This is a genomic window from Hirschia maritima DSM 19733 (assembly GCF_000378345.1).
Lineage (GTDB): Bacteria > Pseudomonadota > Alphaproteobacteria > Caulobacterales > Hyphomonadaceae > Hirschia > Hirschia maritima.
This window is the reverse complement of sequence record NZ_KB899544.1, coordinates 461,953-483,432: the sequence shown is the minus strand read 5'-3', so window position 1 is coordinate 483,432 and position 21,480 is coordinate 461,953. Positions and strand designations below refer to the sequence as shown.

Here is a 21,480-nt window from a genome sequence, read left to right as displayed (position 1 = left end):
AGAAAATTACAGCCATCTCTCCTTTCTAATTTATACTCCTACCGAAATGACAATTTACTTTTCCATCATTTCAATATTAATTTATCAACACACGACACCTGTGCAGACAGGCTTATCGTGTATTTCTCTACACTTGTTTTTCTTGAAAATTCTATTTTAAGCAATTTTGTTTGACATACCCCCCTGTTTTAACTAGAAGGTGGGGTAATAAAAACCAGAATAATAGGGATTGTTAGAATACTCATGTCGCTTGACCTTGATTCCATTGATGCAAAAATCCTAGACCTGATCCAACGTGATGCAGGTATGTCTGTTGCCGATATTGCAGATGCAGTTGGCCTCTCCTCTTCTCCATGCTGGCGCCGTATCAAGCGCATGGAAGAGCAAGGGCTCATTGAACGCCGCGTTACTCTGCTTAATCACGCAAAACTTGGATTGGGATTTGAGGTTATAGCAAATGTAAAACTCTCCCTTCCGTCCAGGGAGAATCTGGAGGCTTTTGAACGAGCAGTGTCAGATTGGCCGGAAGTCGTTGAATGTATAACAATTACCGGAGCTGTAGATTACTTCATCCGCATCATTACAACAGACATTCACGCCTATGATAATTTCTTACGTGACAAACTTTTAGGACTTGGTTTGGTCTCTGATATTCAGTCAAGAATTGTTGTAAATGTCGCTAAAAGAACAACTTCAGCACCACTTGGTCTAATCTCTCCATTCATATCAGACAACAAAACTGACGTTTCTGAATAGCAAGAAAACATTCTTAAATAAAAAGCCCGCACTCAATAATAGCAGTGCGGGCTTTTTTGTTGTTCTTCTATATCTGAATTATACGCGCTCAACTGCCAAGGCGATTCCCTCACCACCACCGATACATAGTGAAGCAACACCTTTGGACACACCTTTTTGTTCCATTGCATTCAAAAGTGTCACCACAACACGCGCACCTGAAGCTCCAATCGGGTGACCCAGTGCACATGCACCACCATTCACATTCACTTTGTCATGTGAAATGCCAAGTTCCTTCATCGCAATCATTGGCACGACAGCAAAAGCCTCGTTAATCTCCCAAAGATCAACATCATCAACATTCCAGCCGGCTTTATCCAGTGCTTTCTTCATCGCAGGAACCGGAGCAGTCGTGAAGTACTTTGGTTCTTGAGCATGAGCACCTGCCCCAACAATGCGAGCGAGCGGTTTCAAGCCACGCTTTTCAGCTTCTGATTCTTTCATCATCACCAATGCTGCGGCACCATCTGAAATCGCAGAAGCGTTCGCAGCAGTCACAGTACCATCTTTATTGAAAGCAGGACGCAGGCTCGGAATTTTATCTGGACGCGCTTCACGAGGCAGTTGATCCTCATCAACAGTCACTTCACCTTTACGCGTTTTGATCGTAACGGGCGCAATCTCACGCTTGAAACGTCCTTCAGTAGAAGCTGCCTGTGCACGTGCCAATGTCTCCAAAGCATATGCGTCCTGTTGCTCACGTGTGAATTGGTACTCCCCCGCGATCATGTCTGCAAAATTTCCCATTGGACCGCCCTCATAAGCGTCCTCAAGACCATCTTTTGCCATGTGATCGATAGTTGTACCGTGACCATATTTATGCCCACTCCGCATGGAAATCATGTGCGGCGCATTTGTCATGCTTTCCATACCACCCACAACAACAACGTCAGCTTCACCCGCCAACAATGCATTGCGTCCCATCACAGCGGCTTGCATCCCAGACCCACACATTTTGTTGATAGTTGTTGCTTCAACATCTTGAGGCATATCAGCCTTGATCACAGATTGACGCGCCGGAGCCTGCCCTTGCCCACCAGGTAGACAATTACCCATAATAACTTCTTGGACGTCTTCACCTTTTACACCAGCATCTTCCAAGGCACCTTTGATCGCTACGGCACCCAGCTCATTCGCTGACACCGCAGACAAATCACCTAGAAGTCCGCCCATTGGCGTGCGAGCCATGCCCACAATCACTACTGAATCACTCATAATGTCCCTCCACAGTTCTTTACTGTCCTATATTTTCATTGCTGCGTTGCAACAAACGCCTATTGGAGTTTAAAGTCAACTAGACTAAGTGATTAGCAACACAAATCGACAGAAATTTTATTCGAATTTATATACTTTTTTGGTTCTAAAGTCGAATTTTGGAATATTCTAAAATCCTTCCAACCTTAATTCTGAAACAAAGAGCAAAATGCATCCAAAATCAAAAGAGCTACCACTTCGCCATACAATCTTCGAAGATTTCCACGCTTTGCTCGCAGGCACAGCAATGGTTAGCCTCGGAGTGGTGCTCTACCTTGAAGCGCAAATCTATACGGGAGGTCTGGCTGGTCTCTCTCTTTTGATTGAATACGCGACTGGATGGAATTTCGGATTGATTTTCTTTTGCGTGAATATTCCGTTCTACGCTTTGTCATTAATGAGAATGGGCTGGCTCTTCACAGTCAAAACATTCATGGCTGTCGCTTTGATATCTCTATTTTCCAAAGTCTTTTCTCTTTGGATCGATATTTCTTCAGTTGATCCAATATTCTCTTCTGTCGTTGGAGGAACTGTCATCGGTGCAGGGATGATATTCCTGTTTAGACATAGGGCAGGTGTTGGTGGTTCAAGTATTCTTGCGCAATTTCTGCAAGACAAGAAAATCATGCGAGCCGGCTATTTCATGCTCGGTTTTGATACTATTATTCTTTGCTCTGGCTTCTTTGTTTTGCCATGGAAACAAGTACTCGTTTCAATCCTTGGTGCATTTGTTCTCAATGTCATCATTGCAATCAATCACAAACCTGGAAGATATGCAGGATTCAGCGAATAATTTCTGGTACTTTGCCATAATTCCGCTTAACACACCGCCTAGAAAAACAGCCAATTGATCAAGCTAGGAATTTCTTATGCGCGTTTTGTTTGCTTTTATACTCGCCAGCGTCTCGCTAACTGCTCCTGCTTTTGGCGACACGACTATCCGTAGCAAGTGGAGTTCGGCAGGCGCTATTGAAACCAGCGTGGTAAATGCGGCTGGCACACCTGATAAACCAAACAAGCATTTCAAACCGCGCCCTTATTTTGCTGAGGTTTGCTATGATCGCGGTGAACCAGAGACAATAACCGTCCATGTCGATGGCAAAGGCGCATCCTCTTCTTTGGCCAAGAATGCTTGTGTCATCTTGCAAGGCCAATACGACATCATCATCGAAACCGATCAAATCTATGATGATAAAGCTGCGCCAGCGGGCTACATCCAAGTCATCCTGCCATCACAAGCAGTCGCCCAAAAGACGACGAAAACAATCACCCGCCGCCTTCTAGAAAAAGCAAAACCTAGCGAAGACTAAGCTTCTCGATCCGCCTCATATGCTGAGACGGTTCCTGTGATAAAGCCGCCGCCGAGGACGCGCGAGGCATCACCTGTGGAATACAGAACACAGGCTTGCCCTGGGGCTACGCCCTCTTCAGCATCGTCAAACCAAAATCCCGGCTGACCATTGACGAGTGTCATATAACCAGACTTTGGCGGACGCGTAGATCGCACACGCGCCAAGGCTGGTGTTTTTGCTTCACACGCTTCTTGTAATGTTTGCGTGCCGAGCCAATTACTTTCGCCCATGCTTAGAGCACGTGTTTCTAAGGCCTCACGCGGACCAACAATGACCTGCCGATTAGCTGCATCAATTTTGACCACATAAATTGGCTCGCCCGTTGCGACCCCTAGACCACGACGTTGACCAACCGTGTATTTAATCACACCTTCATGTTGCCCCAACACGCGGCCATCCATATGAACAATCTCGCCCTTCCGGCCCGATCCGGGACGCAATTTTTCTACGATAGCCGTGTATTTTCCATCCGGCACAAAGCAAATATCCTGACTATCTGGCTTTGACGCCACTTCAAGCCCAAGCGCAGACGCCACTTTGCGAGTAGCATCTTTATTCATGCCACCTAGTGGAAAACGCAAATAATCCAATTGCTCATGTGTTGTGGCAAACAAGAAATATGATTGATCCTTATCAGCGTCTTCAGCGCGCGCCAACTCTGGCCCATCACCCCCCATTACACGCCGGATATAATGGCCCGTTGCCATACAATCGGCACCAAGATCTTTTGAGGTTTCCAGCAAATCTCTAAATTTCACAGTTTGGTTGCAACGTACACATGGAATAGGCGTAGATCCCGCTAGATATGTATCTGCAAAATCTTCCATAACTTGTTCTTTGAAACGGCTCTCATAATCCAGCACATAATGCGGAATTCCCAATGCATCACAGGCGCGTCGTGCATCGTGAATGTCTTGTCCAGCACAACAAGCCCCCTGCTTTTTTAAGGCAGCACCGTGATCATATAACTGCAGGGTCACGCCAACCACATCATAGCCGGCATGGTGCAACAAAGCAGCCACAACGGTTGAGTCTACTCCGCCAGACATGGCAGCGACAACGCGTGTTTCACTGCGTGGTTTATCAAATCCAAGATCAAGATCAGCGCCGGCTAAGATATCTGTCATAGAATCCAGCACATCGCTATTGAGCGCTTTGGGAGCGCCTAATGCTTCAGTCATTTTATTATCCTCTCCACTGGCTTCAAGGGCCAGAGCAGTCAGTTAAGCAGCCCGTTTCATACTTCATTTTGAAGTAAAGGCATAGCTTTTCCTTGAAACTGAAAATCTTGCTGCTAGTGTCGACAACAAAACCATAATAAAAATAAGATTATTCGGGAGAATTAACGGTGGAGACACAAGACAATTCAACATCGCCTAGTGAAACAACCACGTCTCTGAATTTGCCTGAAGTGGCCATCATCAATGCGAATGCACCTTTTAAATGGTTGGCTGGCGCTTGGTCTGACTTCACCAAAGCATCATTACCCTGTTTGGTATATGGGTTTATCATGGCAGGAATAAGCGCAGCGTTATGCTATGCATTGGTATTTTCCGGTCATTCTGATTGGATAATGGTGTTGATTGGTGGCTTCTTTTTGGTGGCTCCCATGCTTGCCATGGGCCTTTACGAAGCAGGACGACAAATCGATACCGGAAATAAACCCAGCCTATCCCAAATGATCTTTGTCAAAGGCGCTTTTAGACAAGACTTGCTGTATCTGGGCCTTGCTTTGCTGCTGATCTATTTTTTCTGGGGCCGCATGGCACAACTTGTTTACGCGCTTTCCACTTATCGAAAACATGATGATGTAATGCAGTTTTTAAATTTCATGCTAACGACAAGTGAAGGCCAACAAATGGCGATCACAGGCACAATAATAGGCGGTATTATAGCCTTCATAGCATTTGCGCTTGTTGTGATTTCAGCCCCCATGCTGCTGGACCGCAAAACAGATGTTTTCGTCGCCACTATTACTAGCGTAAGATCCGTAGCTAAAAACTTCATCCCAATGATGATATGGGCGTTTCTAATCATCGCGCTGATAGCTATCGGAATTTCGACAGCATTTTTCGGTTTGATTATTGTATTTCCATTGATCGGACTAGCTAGCTGGAGAGCTTATAAAGATCTAATTCCCAATCAATAAATGGCCTTTCATGCGGCTAGCAAACTTCTTGCAATGAATCACTTATCTCAATTGTCGAGATACCAAAGTGAGACATTGCAATGTTGGAATTTTATCTTTCCTACGGCCTGAAGGGCGCACTCTTAGGTGCTGGTCTTGGGCTTATCGGACTACCAATCGCACACCTCTTGGTGAGGCTTGTAGATAATCCAGCTATATCTCGGGTAAGAACAAACTTTGTTGTAAACGCTGTTTTTGGGATTGGGTTTGTTTTCTTTTCTGTTCTCGCCGTTTTACCCTATTTGTTTTCTCATCTTCTTTCTCCAATAGCACAACATGGTTTTGCACTGACGTTTCTAGCAATCGCCATTACCAGCGCAGTCTGCCTGTATGATGCGGTTATGCGAAAGATAGAATGGTTTGAAGAAGGTTTCCGTTTGCAAAGATGGAATAGCGATGGAGAATTTTACACTTGGAAACAAATAGATTTCATAGATTGGGATTCTATCATGAATGCCTGGCGCATACACCTCAATGATGGAGATGTATTCACCTTCCATCCTATGATGTCAGGCTCATCCCGTTTTCTTGAACTTGCAGTCGATAAAGCGCAGTTATTTTCACAGAATAAACACGCTCATTATAGAGATTAACCGCTATAATACGTCCACTAGAGACAGTCCTCGAATGGTATTAAACACCGATGCAGAAGCTTGATAGGACGTTTGCGCATTGTTCAACCGAGAAGCAACTTCCGCCAAATCTACGTGTGTGATCTCTCCAATAGATTTTGCAATCGTGTTTACCTGAGCTGTTTGGCGTTCAATTGCATTTTCAACACGTTGCTGTGTACGACCATTTTGTGCCTGCAGCTGCACTAATCCATCGACTACAGTATCCATAGTCCCCAATTGGGTTTGAAGTGCTGTTTTTTGCGCCGCACTTACTGGATTTCCGTATGGACCTCCCGCTGCAATATCTCGCAATAAATTAAACGCATCCAATGCGGCCACTGAAGCAACTGGCCCCATGGATATTTCTTGAAATCCATCCACATTTACTTTTTGCTCGCTGGCCCCCTGCTCAAACGCATTTGCGATGGGATTTGCCACCAAGTTCGCAACATCAGTCGCCACGACAGGTGGTGTATCTGTGCGAGTACCGCCAAATACGTGACGCCCTGCAATTTGCAAATTGAAGGAATCTTTTAGAACTTGAAATGCCTCTTCCACTTTCGCATCAATAGAAGACGGACCGTTCAAGCTTATGTCTTGCAACACGACCGCCCGAAGCTCTTCCAAAACTTCTCGCGAATGGTCCAACACTGCATCCTGCATCGACAGACGCGTTTCTAATTCTGCAGCATTATCGATCCGAGATTGAATATTGGCTTGCATACGGTTGCTAGAAACTAGCGTATGAGTTTGGGCCCCATAACCTTTTAAATCTGAAGCCTTCGTTTGGGATGCAGTTTGGTTTGACACATCAAACAAAGTTTTTTGAGTTTGTTGCAAATCACGTAGTGCATTTTGCGAAATCATAGCCGTCGAAATACGTGTCATATCAGTCTATCCCTTCGCCTTATACCATATTCAAAAGTGTATCGAACATTTCACTTGCTGCCTGCATCATACGTGATGCCGAATTATAAGCTTGCTGATATTGCGTCATCTTTACTAATTCTTCGTCGACATTCACTCCTTCAACGCTTTCACGGCGCAAAGAGACTTCATTTTTAACAGATTCCGCTGATGACAATGCTTGCTGACTCGCGGTGGATCTTGCACCTGCAACCCCAGCAAGTCGTGCAGCAAAATCATTCACAGAGGTGCTTTGCGCATTCATTCCACCGACCGCGCCATATTCACGGATTGTGTCTCCAGCAAGCGAAAGCGCGGTGATCCCCCGGCCATCACCAACTTCCAAAACGCTAGCTCCAACTGCTGCGCCATCCAACTCAGGTTTTGCAGTCGCCAACAAAGAGTAATTGTTCAAAATGTCTTCACGAACGACTACATCTTTCGCTCTGTCTGAGGAGCCAACCTGGCTCAATCCAAACATTTGCGTAACAGATAGATTAGATCCGGTTCTCGAAGTTGTATCTGTCACCATATCAACGAAATCGGCGCGCGAACTACCCGTTCCCTGAAATGACATTCGCCCAGTCTGATTGTCATATGAAATAGTTCCATACCCTGAAAGACTGGTATTCATTTGAGTAACTAGATCATTGACAGTTCCGCCAGTGGTTGGCGCGACTGTCACAGTATTAAGAATTGTTCCATTACTTGATTTAATATCAAGCGTCATTGTCTGGCCGGTTGTGAATCCGTGGGGAGATGCGCCATCCAACCCAGTTGCAAAATTAGTCGGCGTTGGTTTTTCAACAATGTTGTTTAAACCAAACATGTGGGACAATCCACGTCCCGCCCAGTCAGAAGGTGTGTCTTCATCCTGCCGAACAGCAATTCCATCTCCGCCCGCTGCATTTGCAGCAGAGATTTCCAGCACACCATTTGTAAATGTCGCGCCACCATCCGCCCCTAGAGCAGTGTTCAAAGCTGTGACCAAATTTCCAACCGTGGTGCCTATGGCTGTCGTCGCTCCCAAATGATCAGTAATATTTCCGGCATCAAAATCGATTTCGAGATTTCGAACAACTTGTCCGCTCGAATTTGTAACGGCCATGTGTGCAACACCAGAAAACCCGTGAATGTCGCTGGAAATTAGTCCGTTATTTTCACCTGTTAAAACACCCGGAGCAGGCACTGCGCTTGCATTATTGTGTTCTGCATTTAGAGCATCGATCACGCCAGCAGCATATTCACCAAAAGCAGTCCCAAGCTCAGGAATTTCAACATCCCGCGCTTGGATAAGGCCCATTATTTCACCGCTTTGAATATATTTATCCAAAGGCAATTTCGTGCTGCTTATTGAATGGCTAACTTCAACGCTTGGATATCCCTGCAAGCCAGAAGTTTCTCCCATAGAGAAATTGGCCGCTTCGTGAGACACCAACAAATATCCATTAGTTGTTCTGACATCCACCCCGCCCAGTGAGCGCTCTTGAGTTCGAATATCCACAATCTGAGATAATCGATCTATGAGTTTGCTCTGCTCATTTTCAGCTTGAGTGGCGTCAACACCAGCTATTTTCGATTGCTGAATAGATGCATTCAGATCAGCGATAGTTTCCATCAGCGTGTTTGCTTCACCAATTACAGATCGCAATTGACCATTGGCTTCATCTTGCAGAGCAGTAATTTCGTGAGCAGTCTGATTTATCTGTCCCAACATGTTTTGCAGGTCAGAAATAACACTCCCCTGACGCAAAGATGAGGAAGGATCCAAAGCTAAACTACCAGCCGAAGCAAATACTTTATCAATGCTGGCAAACACAGTTCCTGATTGGGAAGGATCACCAAACAATCCTTGCACGCGATCCATGAATCCAGATACGACTTCGGCACTTCCTACCGTGGCAGACGTACGCATTTCTGAGGCCGCAAGAAACTTATCAGCCGCGCGAGCCACCTCAACTTCAATTCCAAATGAAGCGTGAGTAGTGCTGCGAGAGTTAAAATTGGTGTCCAGTCGCGTGTAACCTTCTGTATTTACATTCGCGACGTTTGTGGAGACGGTATTTAGCGCACGCTGATTTGCTTGCAAAGCCGAAAGGCTTGTCGACATCATGCTACCAATACTCATGTCACATCTCCTACCAGATAGGCAGTAAACTGCCCTCTAGGCCAAGATTACCCGGCTGATTTTGCCTAGTTGTAACCTCAAACCCAAAATCTTGTTGGGAAATAAAACTTAGTGAACCATCCACAAGTATTTAATATTGCTAGCAATTTATGCTTCTCTCGCTTTTAGCAAGAGGGTTGCACCAAGAAATAATCTCCAGCGCAATTTATACTTCGCAAACTTCGGGCCAGTTTTTAAATTTTATCGAAATTTGTAAGAAATCAAAACAAAATCACCTAAATCAAACATCAATTTCCATTGGCAGGCAGAAACTGCCGAACTCTCAAAACAACTCAGCAAATTCTGCAGCTTCGCGGTGCTGGATCTCCCAAAGGTTAACGTAAATTCCACAGTTTTAGGGAAGTTTCATACGAAATTATTACTTGGCCCGTCATTTGCATTTCATGGTTAATGAGGGTGCCAAAGCGCCATAAATAACTATAAGTGGGTCGTGACGTTGATTGATGGTGTATTTGCTCTAGCGCAGAAAAGTGATCCTGCGCAGAAGCCAAAATCTGACAATATTGATGCAAATGAATTTCATGCTTTTTTAGAGGATGAAGACACGCTAGATGCATCTTCGGTTGGTCAACATGATCAATACGCAAACAGTTCTGCACCAAATCAACTTCAACTGGTTGAAACCCCTTCGGAAGCTGAAAAAACGGCGATACAAACACGCCAATCAACTGCTCAGCCCACCTCTCTCGTTACGCTAAACATGGTTTCCGCCAATTCTACAGCATCACAAGCTTCACCCAATGGTGTCGAAAGCAATGTGAACAGCACCAATTTAACGTCTCAAAATTTGACCGGCGAAAACAATTTAAACGGAAACGCAAACGTCAAAACCACAGACACTAATACAGCAGCACAATCGCAAAATTCATCAACCACTATAAAGAGTGGTAATTCGCCTCTCTCACAGGCCGAATTAAAAGCGGTTGCTCAAGCTGCACAAAATTCCAACCAATCGGGAAATGGCGCACAGCCCTCTAATCCGACACAGCAACAGAATGTACAATCGGCCCTAACTCTTGGACAACAAGCTGGCGCACAACAAACTGCGCAATCCATCGCTGCAGCTCCGCAAGGGGCATCAGCTCAATTTTTACAAAATGCAAAAGCATCCGCGACAACTGGGGAAGTTAAATCGGGTTCAACAAACTCAGCTTCAACCACCAGCACAACCCCGTCTTCTATTTCCACTAACAATACTACCATTGCTACAACGCCAAACAATATGACGGGCAACGGGACACCTGTTCCAACGCAAGCTGCTTCTAATTCCAATTTCCAAAGTGTGATGACTGCCCTACCAGACGCAGATGCGATGGAAAGCATTGAAACACAAACAAAAGACAATCTTAGTCAATCAACACAGTCAAACACTTCGCAATCGGCTAAGACCGCTGATTTACCGCCAAGCCTTCGTAACGCTTCACCTGTAACTCAACAAGCTTGGTCCGGCCTTATCCAACGTATGGATGGACGTGGTCATCAATTCCAAATCAGATTGGACCCAGCGGAACTTGGCCAGATAAATGTCAAAATTGAAATCACAAGAGATAAACGCGCCACTGTTGTTCTTGCTGCAAAATCTGCAGAGGCTCTTTCAGAATTGTCTCGTGGATCAAAAGCACTCGAACAGGCACTATCTGATGCAGGCGTAGAATTATCTGAAGATGGCCTTAAACTAGAATTAGCTTCCGATGAAGGTGGTGCTTTTTCTTTTGATGAGAAGGACTCAAGCGAGTTTTCTTCTAACTCAAATGATGATTCAGAAGCCAATTCTGCAGAGAATGAAAAATTATCTGAAAATTCGCGACAAATTACACCGGAATTAACCGCTTGGTCACGTACTCGTGTTGATCTAATGGCCTGATGGTAGGGAATTTATATCGTGTCTGATCTTATCTCATTTGTGAACCAAAGCGCAGGAGCAGCAAGTAATGCTGCAAACTCCAGAACTTCGCTTGCGAGTGATTTTGATACGTTCCTTACATTGCTTACTGCACAGCTTCAAAATCAGGATCCATTGGAGCCCACAGACGCAACGGAATTCACAAATCAACTCGTTCAATTCTCAGGTGTAGAACAGCAGATTGAAACAAATTCCGCATTGGAAAATTTGTTGGCATCAAACAATTCTGCAACTGGCGCGGCGATGGCAAATTATCTAGGCCAGCAGGTTGAGATTAACAGCCAAGGCGGCGGCTTCCATGGAGAAGACGTAAACTGGCGGTATTCAATCAGTTCAGAAGCATCGAGTGCCACTATCACAGTCAAAGACGCAAAAGGTCAGATTGTATACTCTCAACCAGCAGAAACTGATGCAGGTACACATGAGTTTGTCTGGGACGGCACATTGAATGACGGCACAAAGGCTGCGCAAGATCAAGTTTACTATACAAGCGTCACAGCAACCAATGCTGATGAAGAATCTATATCAACAACTACACGCCTTTTAACACGCGTTACTGGTGTTGATCTTTCACATGATAGTCCAGCAATTACGACAAGTGCTGGGATATTTAGTTACAGTGATATTTTGCGCGTAACGCAGAGCTAATCACATATAGACCAATCCGGATTGCAAAAGCGATCTGTTGATACATGGCGCAAAAGCGCTCTTTTACGACCCCATCCTCGTGAGAAGGTATGGGTATAAGAGTGGGTAAGTTTTTAGAGGAATACCGCCATGAGTATAGGTTCAGCACTTCTTGCAGGAACAGCAGGTTTACGCGCAAATGCATCTGCTATGGCAGCAGTTTCAGACAATATCGCAAATGTGAACACTGTTGGTTACAAGCGCCTTAGGAATGATTTTTCAGCAATGCTGAACAATCAATCTCACCAGACGACATATAATGCAGGCGCTGTGAGATCCGCTTCCACTGCCCTCATGACCGAGCAAGGTACTTTGCAAGCCTCCTCTGTATCCACTCACATGGCTATTTCTGGAGAAGGTTATTTCGTTACTCGCGAACGTGCAGCAGATGCCACATCGAGCGACAACTTCAATTTTACAAGAGCCGGTCAGTTCAATCCTGATTCAGGTGGTTACCTTCAAAATACTGGAGGGCAATATTTGTATGGTTGGCCTGTCGGAACAAACGGTACGGTATCGGCAAGCCCAACAGACCTTACAGCACTTGAGCCAATCCGCGTAACCGGATTTGGCGGCGTTGCGGAAGCATCTACGAACTTAGCTATCACTGCCAACCTGAATTCTGATCAAACAGTAACAGCGCCTGGATACGTCGTTGGAGACATGGCTGCGGGAACTGTCACACCGGACTTCACAACACCGCTTGAAGTATATGACTCACAAGGTGGCCGCCACACTGTAAACTTCTCTTTTGTTAAAACTGTCAACCCAAACGAGTGGCAGGTAGAGGCTTATGTATCCCCCTCTACAGACATTGAAGGTGCGACTGACGGACTATTATCTTCAGGTACTGTGACATTTACAGCTTCAGGATTGATAGACCCTGCAAACTCCACATTCGATCCACAAGGCGCATTAGCCATTGGAGCATCAGCAGACGCAGCCGGAATTCGTTGGGCGACTGGTCTTGGAATAGATGCACAATCTATCCAATTAAACCTTGGTGATGGCACATCAACAAACGGCCTTACTCAATATGCATCTGACTCCATTCTAGATACTTCAAGTGTTGATGGTGTGCCTTTTGGTTCATTAGCGGCAGTAGACGTTGATGAAGACGGTTTCGTGATCGCACAATACACAAATGGTCTTAGCCGCAAGATTTACCAAGTCCCTGTCGCTACTTTTGACAATGAAGGTGGTCTCATTGCACAAGCAGGTAGTAGTTTCCGTGCAGGGCCTGAAACTGGCGACATGAATTTAAGAGCGCCCAAAGCTGCAGAAGCTGGAACTGTCGTTTCTAGTGCATTGGAAACATCAACTGTGGACCTAGCGGAAGAGTTTTCAAACCTAATCGTTACGCAGAGAGCTTATTCAGCGTCTTCTAAAATTATTACGACAGCTGATGAGATGCTAGACGAACTAATTCGTATTAAAAGGTAAGTAATTAGAAACTTTTCATGCTTAAAACGCATGATATGTTTCAGATTAAAACAAAACAGGCTCCAAAGACAAACAAAGTGTCTATGGAGCCTTTTTTTATTCTTCAAATTTTCAACAAAACCATCGCTTTCACTTCAGCGTGAACTTAAAACACTTGTAGTATTGTCTTCAGCATAGACCAGACCAAAGAAAGGGAATTCTATGCTGACCCAGAACGCAAAAAGCGCGGCAGTTGTCGGACCCGACGGAAAAACTCTGACATTGGCGGACCTTCCGTCACCAGACATTAAACGTTGGGTAACTCGTCGCAAAGCAGAAGTTGTTGCCGCGGTACGTGGTGAACTTTTAACACGTGACGAAGCTTGTGAACGCTACGGTATCTCATCTGAAGAATATGAAGGATGGGAAGCTCTTTACGACCGCTTCGGCGTTAAAGGCTTACGTACGACACGCCTTCAAAACTACCGTGCATAACTCCCTACAAATTGCCACTTAAGGCAATTTAGAAAAAGTAGCACCTGTCATTTATGCCTCGGTTTCATTGAAGTCGAGGCATAATGCTATCTGCAGGTGAAAAATCTACAAAAACTAAACAACAAAATGTCATAGTTTTCCTCCTTGTTAAGGAGACGTTTACGGACTGCTGGGAAATTATTGCCTAACGCTCTTTTTTGGGGCTGCAATAATTTCCGGGTTTAAGATGGCTGAAACTGTTTCCATTGTTCAAAAGATCACAAAAGGTGGTCAAATGCGCATCATAGCTGCGCTTTTGGTAACAGCACTGGTTGGTGCTGGCCTAGGATTCATCACATTGCGTGGTGGAACCGACCAAGCCCTACTCTATTCAGGCTTAGATTTAACTGAATCTGCGGAAATCTCGGGTCGATTAGATCAAGCCAATATCAGCTATACTATTCGAGGCGACGGTGCATCCATATTTGTAGATCGCGCCCAAGTACTCGACGCACGCATGATGCTGTCCGAAGAAGGCCTGCCGACGCGCGGCGCTATGGGGTATGAAATTTTCGACAAAACTGAAGCTCTTGGAACCACTAGTTTTGTTCAAAACATCAATAGAGTTCGTGCATTAGAAGGTGAATTGGCGCGTACAATTACATCTCTCGACAATATTAGAGGTGCTAGAGTGCATCTAGTGCTTCCAGAAAGACAGTTATTCCAACGAGATGCTCAAACTCCTTCCGCTTCAGTTGTTATGTCTGTTGCGGGTCGAGGCATGTCTCCCAGTCAAGTTCGCGCTATTAGAAACCTTGTTGCTGGTTCAGTTCCAAACCTTGAAGTTAACCGAATTACGCTTCTTGATGATAAAGGCCGCCTACTTGCAGCAGGTGCAGAAAACAGCGAAAATGGATTCGCTGGTGGTTCAGCCGATGAACGCCAAACGGCAATTGAACAACAAATTCGTTCCAAAGTATTATCCGTTGTAGAAAGTGTTACTGGGCCCGGTGCTGCCCGTGTTCAAGTTGCTGCAGATATTGACTTTAACCGCATTACACAAAGCTCAGAAGTTTTTGACCCGGAAGGCCGTGTCGTACGTTCATCAACAACAACAGAAGATTCTTCACGTGAATCATCAACTGATCCAGCCGGCGCAGTAACCGCTGGAAATAATGTCCCCGAAGGTCAGCAAGCTGAGGGGCCGGGCGATCCTACATCGCAATCGGAAACTAACAGCCTTCAAGAAACTACAAATTACGAAATCTCGAAAACCACGACCACTGAAATAACTGAAGGTGGCCGAGTGAATAAAATTTCTGTCGCAGTAGCCATCGACGACGCACGAACGCCAGCAACTGAAGATGCAGAAGCCAGTTTCACTCCTCGTTCCGAAGAAGAATTGGCTAAAATTGCCAGCCTTGTTCGTTCAGCAGTTGGATATGATGAAGCTCGCGGCGATATAGTCGAAGTGGTAAATGTGTCTTTCATGCGACCAGAATCTTCTGTTGACCTTGCAATAGAAGAACCGGGAATGCTTGGTCTGACCAAGAACGACATAATGAGAATTTCAGAATTAGCGGCTCTTTTCGTTGGTGGACTTCTTCTGATCCTATTCGTTCTTCGCCCGCTGGTTAAAGGCCTCATGAGCCCTGCTGCCGCTGGCACGGATTCGTTCTATATCGGCGAGGCTGCGCTTCCCGGATCAAGCGGTGGTGTCGCATCTGCCGGCGCAGTAAACGTAAATGAAAACCTAGTCCTTCCAGGCACTGGCGGTGAAGCCGGTGCTATGGCGGCGGGTGGATCTGGTGATGATGTGAATTTGGACATCACTAAGATCGCAGGGAAAGTAAACGAATCTTCTGTGAAGAAAATTGCTGAAGTTGTTGAGAGCCACCCGGATGAATCTCTTCAAATCATTAGAGCTTGGCTAAGCGAAGACCTAGAACGTGGGAGTGACGCGGCATGAGCAATTTAGCAGCTGAAGCAGAAGAAGCGTTAAAAACCATGTCCAAGCGGGAGGCCATTCAACAGGCCGCCGCTGATGGTGAAAATCTCACAGGTGCTGAAAAAGCAGCCATCCTACTTCTCGCACTGGGCGAAGAAACTGCGCCTATCTGGCAAGCGCTAGATGATGAAGAACTTCGCGATGTGTCAGCCGCAATGTCTACACTTGGCGCCGTACAATCTTCATTGGTTGAAGACTTGATCATCGAATTCGTAGGGAAACTATCAACATCAGGTTCAATCACTGGTAACTTCGAGCAAACTCAACGTTTATTGGCTCAATTCTTGCCGGAAGACAAAGTTGACTCTCTCATGGAAGAAATTCGCGGCCCTGCGGGTCGTACCATGTGGGATAAGCTTGGAAATGTATCTGAAACAGTTCTAGCTAACTATCTCAAAAACGAATATCCACAGACTGTGGCTGTTGTACTTTCTAAAATTAAGTCAGACCACGCTGCCGCTGTTTTAGCCTGCCTGCCACCTGATTTTGCTATCGAATGTATGCAGCGCATGCTCCGCATGGAGCCTGTAGCGCGTGATATTATTGAAAAGATCGAAGTAACTTTACGTACCGAGTTTATGACCAACCTCGCCCGTACTTCCAAACGGGATAGCCATGAACAAATGGCTGACATCTTCAATGCTTTTGATCGCCACACTGAAGGGCGTTTCATGACTTCACTGGAGGAGAAAAACAAAGATTCTGCAGAGAAAATCCGCTCACTCATGTTCGTCTTTGATGATCTTTCAAAACTAGATCCAGGCGGCATTCAAACCCTTCTCAAAGCAGTTCCAAAAGACAAGCTTACACTTGCTCTTAAAGGAGCAAATGAAGAGATGCAGGACTTGTTCACATCCAACATGTCCGAACGCGCGGCTAAAATCCTGAAAGAAGACATGAATTCAATGGGCCCTGTGAAGCTTAAAGATGTGGATTCAGCCCAACAAGACATGGTCTATCAAGCCAAAGAGTTAGCTGAACGCGGTGAAATCATGCTGGCCGATGGCGGCGCTGAAGATGAGTTGGTGTACTAATGGCTGAAGCAAAACCATTTGAATTTTTTACAGAATTCACACCTTCAGGTGAAGTTCTTACAGGCAAGAAGCCTGCCTTCAAACGTGTTGAAGACGTTGAGCAAGAAGTCTTGCAAGCACGTGAAGCCACGCAGACAGCTGTTATGGGAAGTGTTGAGGCTCGCATTGCAACTGCTTTGGAAACCATCGCAGCAAACCTTACACCGTCTGAGCAAGTTGTGGCCAACATAGCGACAACTCTTCGCAATGAAGCAATCGATCTCGCTATGACAGCATCTGAAGTGATTGCCGGAAAAGCGCTCGATGAAAACGGACATGCTGCAGCCGAAGAAGCAGTGGCAGAAGCCTGCAAACAATTGCGCTCTGAACCTCGCCTCATTGTCACCGTTTCTCCAGAAGCAGAATTACAAATCAAAATGCGTTTGGAGAACATGCCGGCCATTGCAGAACGCCTACACTTTGTGGCCGACCCAGCCGCTCAGCCAGGTGATTGGCGTATAGAATTTCAAGGCGGTGCCGCTGAATTTAATCGCGACGTCATCAAACAAACTGTCGAAGACTGCCTGAACAATCGTAAGGCTGATCCAATTGAAGATCAGCTCGATTTGTTTGGCACGGCTTAATTGTAGAGTTTTAGGAGCATTATATGTCGACTGACGATCTAAACCTTCCAGAACTTGAAGCCACAGGCAAAGTTCTCGCAAACCCGATTACTGCTGAACAGGAAGCAGAGCGTCGCGAAAAATTCGCGGCTGATCTGGCACCAATGTTTGATGTTCCTGTCTCGGTGCAAGCCGTTATTGGACGTACGACAATGGAAGTATCTGACCTTATGCACTTAGGTGAAGGATCAGTGCTTGAATTGGATCGCCGCGTTGGTGAAGCTATTGATATTTATGTAAATTCTCGACTCGTCGCACGTGGCGAAATCGTTGTTGTAGATGATCGCCTCGGCGTAACCATGACCGAGATCATTAAGAATGAAGGTGCATAAGCACCACCCCACCCGCTGATCTTATCGGCACTTAAAAAGAATATTTGCACAAGCAAAACAAATTGAAAGTGAATACAAATATGCGCGTTTTGATTATTGGAGATTTGGGTGGTCAACTTTCTACGGCAACTAAAATTGCCTTTGAACGTGGTGCACAAGTATCCCACGCCGCCTCTCCCGCTATTGCGTTAGATTCACTGCGCGCCGGAAATGGCGCTGACCTTGTCATGATGGATGTCTCCGCTGACATTGCTTGGCTGCATGGTGCATTGGAAACGGAACACATAGTTGCGCCAATTGTTGCTTGTGGTGTTGAAGCCGAAGCAGCAGCGGCTGCAGATGCAATTCGAGCGGGTGCTCGGGAATTCATCCCATTACCGCCTGATGCAGAACTGATCGCCGCAGTACTTTCAGCCGTGTCTGACGATGACCGCACCATGATCGCAACTGACCCTGCCATGGTTCAAGTTGTGGATCTTGCAGAACAAATTGCACCATCTGATGCATCTGTCTTGATCACTGGAGAAAGCGGTGTTGGTAAGGAAGTCATGGCGCGCTTCCTGCACAAAAAATCTCGCCGTGCCAGCAAACCATTCATCTCAGTAAATTGTGCCGCCATTCCAGAAAACCTACTTGAGTCCGAGCTATTTGGTCACGAAAAAGGTGCTTTCACAGGTGCCATGACGCGCCGCATCGGTAAATTTGAAGAAGCTGATGGCGGAACTCTTCTTCTCGATGAAATCTCAGAGATGGATGCACGCCTGCAAGCTAAGTTGCTTCGGGCTATTCAAGAACGTGAAATCGACCGCGTTGGAGGCAACAAGCCTGTCAAAGTTGATATTCGTATCCTTGCAACTTCCAACCGAGACCTTGCTGAAGCTGTTCAAAAAGGCGACTTCAGAGAAGACCTACTCTATCGCTTAAACGTAATGAACTTGCGTATTCCAGCGCTTCGTGAGCGTCGCACTGATCTGGTTAAGCTGTCTGAGTTCTTCATCGATAAATACAGTTCTGCAAACGGCCTTCCCAACAAGGCATTATCTGATGAAGCTCGCACACAAATTGAGGCTTCTCGCTGGCCTGGAAACGTGCGTGAACTTGAAAACGCTATGCACCGCGCTGTTATTCTTTCTCGCGGCCCAGTCATAGAAGTTGATGCCATTCGTACGCCTGATGGAGCTCCCTTATCTGGCCAATCATATGATCCAAATGAAAGCCACATTGATCTAACAGTTCAACGCGCTACTGAAACCGCACACACAGCTATTACAGCTGGTCTAGCAAGCGTTCAGGTTGGCCGCACAGTTGCTGAAGTCGAACAGGAATTAATTCTATCCACATTGGATCATTGCTTGGGCAATAGAACCCATGCCGCCAACATTCTTGGCATTTCAATCCGTACCTTGCGCAACAAACTCCGCACATACACTGATGCGGGCGTTGATGTTGCTGCACCTGGTGAAACACGGGCGGCAGGTTAGTTATAAATGGCTGAAGCAACCAACAACTCAGGCGGCATACAAATTGGAGGGTTGAACCTTAACTCTCTTGCCAAAGGTGCTGCCAAAGGAGAAGTTGCCTTAGGAATGGGCGTGATGACACTGATCATCATGTTGATTATTCCGCTACCGTCTTTTCTTCTGGATTTCATGCTGGCAATTTCTATCACATTCTCTGTGTTAGTTTTGATGACAGCTCTACTCATTCAAAAGCCGCTGGAATTCTCATCCTTTCCTTCTGTCCTTCTTTTGACGACCATGTTGCGGCTAGCTCTCAACATGGCATCTACACGTTTGATCCTTTCCAATGGAGATCAAGGACCGGAGGCTGCTGGAAACATCATCAAGACATTTGGCTCATTCGTTATGGGCGGAAACTATGTCATTGGTGTTATCGTCTTTGTCATTCTCGTCATCGTAAACTTCATGGTTATTACCAAGGGTTCTGGCCGTATTGCTGAAGTTGCTGCGCGTTTCACACTTGATGCTATGCCCGGTAAGCAAATGGCGATCGATGCAGATCTCTCCGCCGGTATTATCAATGAAGATGAAGCTCGCACACGTCGTAAAGAGCTTGAAGGTGAAAGTAATTTCTTCGGTGCCATGGATGGTGCGTCGAAATTCGTACGCGGTGACGCGATGGCTGGTATCCTGATTACTGTCATCAACATTATCGGTGGTATTTTAATTGGTGTCGCTCAAAAGGGTTTGCCCTTCGAACAAGCTGCACAAACATACACAATGCTGACAATTGGTGATGGACTTGTATCACAAATCCCTGCCCTGATTATCTCAATTGCAGCTGGTATGCTGGTATCCAAAGCAGGTGTTGACGGTTCGACCGATAAAGCGCTGGGCCAACAATTAATGGCTTCCCCACAAGGCTTGGCAATGGTGTCTGGTGTAGCTGCATTTACCGGCCTGCTCCCGGGTATGCCTATTATTCCATTCCTGCTTTTGGCAGGTGGTGCGGGTTATGGAGCCTTTAGAGCAAACCAGCGCAGGGAAGAAGCAGCTCGCGCTGCAGAGATGAAAGATAACGAGATTATCTCTGATCCAGATAAACCTGCCGAGGAAGCACCGATCACTGACAGCATTGCTGTTGATGAGCTTAAGGTTGAGCTTGGTTTTGGATTGTTGTCGCTCATAAATGAAGCTGAAGGTCGCAAGTTAACAGACCAAATCAAAGCTGTGCGCCGTCAAGTCGCTACAGAATTTGGCTTCATTGCACCTCAAGTACGTATCGTTGATAATTTGGAACTGGGTTCTGAAAATTACCGCATCATGATCAAAGAAGTTGAATCTGGTGCTGGAATGCTTCGTCCATTGATGGATCTTGCAATGGATGCATCTGGCGCAGCAGCTCCTATAGCCGGTGAACGGGTCAGTGAACCTGTGTTCGGCCTTCCAGCTGTTTGGATTGATAAATCCTATAAAGAAGAAGCTGCGATGAGCGGTTATACTGTTGTGGATGCTGCAACTGTTTTGACCACCCACTTCACTGAACTTGTCAAAGAGAACATGTCAGATCTTCTGTCATTCACTGCTTTGAAAGAACTCACTGACGAATTGCCAGCCGCTCAAAAAGCTCTTCTCGATGATATAGTGCCAAACCAGATTACAATGTCCGGTATTCAGCGTGTCCTTCAAAACTTGTTGCGTGAAAAAATCTCTATTCGTGACTTTGCAACAATATTGGAAGCAATTGCAGAAGCTTCAGGTGCTTCAACAGACCTGATGCAAATTACAGAACATGTACGCACTCGTTTAGCTCGCCAGCTGTGCAATGCGAATTTAGCACATGATGGCCAGCTATCAGTCGTAACACTTTCTCCAAATTGGGAACAATCATTTGCAGAGGCTCTGATTGGTGAACCGGGCGCACGTCAATTGGCGCTAGAACCGTCCAAGCTTCATGAGTTTGTGAATGAAATGAAACGCGTCTTTGAAGCCGCCGCTCAAACTGGAGACACTCCTGTTCTCCTGACATCAGCCCCAATACGTCCATATGTCCGATCACTTGTTGAACGTTTCCGCGCGCAGACAGTGGTCATGAGTCAAAACGAGATCCACCCGAAAGCCCGCCTGCGCGGTGCCGGAGCAATATAGAAAAGAATAATTCAATGACCACACAGTATATTACATCAAAATCGCCATTTAGG

Annotated in this window: 19 protein-coding genes; 15 read left to right on the top strand and 4 right to left on the bottom strand. The window is 45.9% G+C overall.

The window, feature by feature from the left end:
• The first annotated feature begins 243 nt into the window (after window positions 1-243).
• Window positions 244-756 (top strand): Lrp/AsnC family transcriptional regulator, encoded by a 513-nt coding sequence (locus F551_RS0102170; protein WP_018995837.1) that lies wholly within the window; start codon window positions 244-246, stop codon window positions 754-756.
• A 78-nt stretch (window positions 757-834) separates the two neighbouring features.
• Here F551_RS0102170 and F551_RS0102165 read toward each other — a convergent pair whose 3' ends face one another.
• On the bottom strand, window positions 835-2,010 hold the full coding sequence (locus F551_RS0102165) for a thiolase family protein (RefSeq protein WP_018995836.1): 1,176 nt from the start codon (window positions 2,008-2,010) through the stop codon (window positions 835-837).
• A gap of 208 nt (window positions 2,011-2,218) precedes the next feature.
• On the opposite strand from F551_RS0102165, the gene F551_RS0102160 reads away from it, so the two are divergent.
• Together F551_RS0102160 and F551_RS0102155 are read left to right on the top strand one after the other, a co-directional pair.
• Entirely contained in the window at window positions 2,219-2,842 is a 624-nt protein-coding gene (locus tag F551_RS0102160; RefSeq protein WP_018995835.1) for a YitT family protein, read from the top strand.
• A 76-nt stretch (window positions 2,843-2,918) separates the two neighbouring features.
• Window positions 2,919-3,359, top strand: a complete 441-nt coding sequence (locus tag F551_RS0102155; protein ID WP_018995834.1) for a hypothetical protein — start codon at window positions 2,919-2,921, stop codon at window positions 3,357-3,359.
• Here F551_RS0102155 and mnmA read toward each other — a convergent pair.
• Window positions 3,356-4,528, bottom strand: coding sequence for a tRNA 2-thiouridine(34) synthase MnmA (mnmA, locus tag F551_RS0102150; RefSeq protein WP_033404500.1), 1,173 nt, complete (start codon window positions 4,526-4,528; stop codon window positions 3,356-3,358). The genes F551_RS0102155 and mnmA overlap by 4 nt on opposite strands.
• A 221-nt stretch (window positions 4,529-4,749) precedes the next feature.
• Here mnmA and F551_RS0102145 point away from each other — a divergent pair, with 221 nt between their 5' ends.
• Together F551_RS0102145 and F551_RS0102140 are read left to right on the top strand one after the other, a co-directional pair.
• Window positions 4,750-5,550, top strand: coding sequence for a DUF2189 domain-containing protein (locus F551_RS0102145; RefSeq protein ID WP_018995832.1), 801 nt, complete (start codon window positions 4,750-4,752; stop codon window positions 5,548-5,550).
• Between the two features lie 80 nt (window positions 5,551-5,630).
• A complete protein-coding gene (locus F551_RS0102140) occupies window positions 5,631-6,182 on the top strand; it encodes a hypothetical protein (RefSeq protein ID WP_018995831.1) in 552 nt (183 codons plus the stop codon).
• Between the two features lie 3 nt (window positions 6,183-6,185).
• Here F551_RS0102140 and F551_RS0102135 read toward each other — a convergent pair whose 3' ends face one another.
• Together F551_RS0102135 and flgK are read right to left on the bottom strand one after the other, a co-directional pair.
• A complete protein-coding gene (locus tag F551_RS0102135; protein WP_018995830.1) occupies window positions 6,186-7,091 on the bottom strand; it encodes a flagellin in 906 nt (301 codons plus the stop codon).
• A gap of 19 nt (window positions 7,092-7,110) precedes the next feature.
• On the bottom strand, window positions 7,111-9,237 hold the full coding sequence (gene flgK / locus F551_RS0102130) for a flagellar hook-associated protein FlgK (RefSeq protein WP_018995829.1): 2,127 nt from the start codon (window positions 9,235-9,237) through the stop codon (window positions 7,111-7,113).
• A 490-nt stretch (window positions 9,238-9,727) separates the two neighbouring features.
• On the opposite strand from flgK, the gene F551_RS0102125 reads away from it, so the two are divergent.
• The 10 genes from F551_RS0102125 (at window position 9,728) to flhA (ending at window position 21,427) form a co-directional block, all read left to right on the top strand.
• Window positions 9,728-11,161, top strand: coding sequence for a flagellar hook-length control protein FliK (locus F551_RS0102125; RefSeq protein WP_018995828.1), 1,434 nt, complete (start codon window positions 9,728-9,730; stop codon window positions 11,159-11,161).
• Between the two features lie 18 nt (window positions 11,162-11,179).
• Window positions 11,180-11,848, top strand: a complete 669-nt coding sequence (locus F551_RS0102120) for a flagellar hook assembly protein FlgD (protein WP_018995827.1) — start codon at window positions 11,180-11,182, stop codon at window positions 11,846-11,848.
• Between the two features lie 129 nt (window positions 11,849-11,977).
• Entirely contained in the window at window positions 11,978-13,330 is a 1,353-nt protein-coding gene (locus F551_RS0102115) for a flagellar hook protein FlgE (protein ID WP_018995826.1), read from the top strand.
• 201 nt (window positions 13,331-13,531) lie between these two features.
• A complete protein-coding gene (sciP, locus tag F551_RS0102105; protein ID WP_018995824.1) occupies window positions 13,532-13,804 on the top strand; it encodes a CtrA inhibitor SciP in 273 nt (90 codons plus the stop codon).
• 226 nt (window positions 13,805-14,030) lie between these two features.
• A complete protein-coding gene (gene fliF, locus F551_RS0102095) occupies window positions 14,031-15,752 on the top strand; it encodes a flagellar basal-body MS-ring/collar protein FliF (protein WP_018995822.1) in 1,722 nt (573 codons plus the stop codon).
• A gap of 38 nt (window positions 15,753-15,790) precedes the next feature.
• Complete coding sequence (gene fliG / locus F551_RS0102090; RefSeq protein ID WP_033404499.1) at window positions 15,791-16,825, top strand: flagellar motor switch protein FliG; 1,035 nt, start codon at window positions 15,791-15,793, stop codon at window positions 16,823-16,825.
• Entirely contained in the window at window positions 16,825-17,448 is a 624-nt protein-coding gene (locus F551_RS0102085; RefSeq protein ID WP_018995820.1) for a FliH/SctL family protein, read from the top strand. Before fliG ends, F551_RS0102085 begins: the two co-directional genes overlap by 1 nt.
• 23 nt (window positions 17,449-17,471) lie before the next feature.
• Window positions 17,472-17,819, top strand: a complete 348-nt coding sequence (gene fliN, locus F551_RS0102080) for a flagellar motor switch protein FliN (protein WP_018995819.1) — start codon at window positions 17,472-17,474, stop codon at window positions 17,817-17,819.
• Between the two features lie 80 nt (window positions 17,820-17,899).
• The gene (gene flbD, locus F551_RS0102075) at window positions 17,900-19,300 is read left to right on the top strand and encodes a sigma-54-dependent transcriptional regulator FlbD (protein ID WP_018995818.1); all 1,401 of its coding nucleotides are present in this window, start codon (window positions 17,900-17,902) and stop codon (window positions 19,298-19,300) included.
• A 6-nt stretch (window positions 19,301-19,306) separates the two neighbouring features.
• On the top strand, window positions 19,307-21,427 hold the full coding sequence (flhA, locus tag F551_RS0102070) for a flagellar biosynthesis protein FlhA (RefSeq protein WP_018995817.1): 2,121 nt from the start codon (window positions 19,307-19,309) through the stop codon (window positions 21,425-21,427).
• Window positions 21,428-21,480 lie beyond the last annotated feature (53 nt).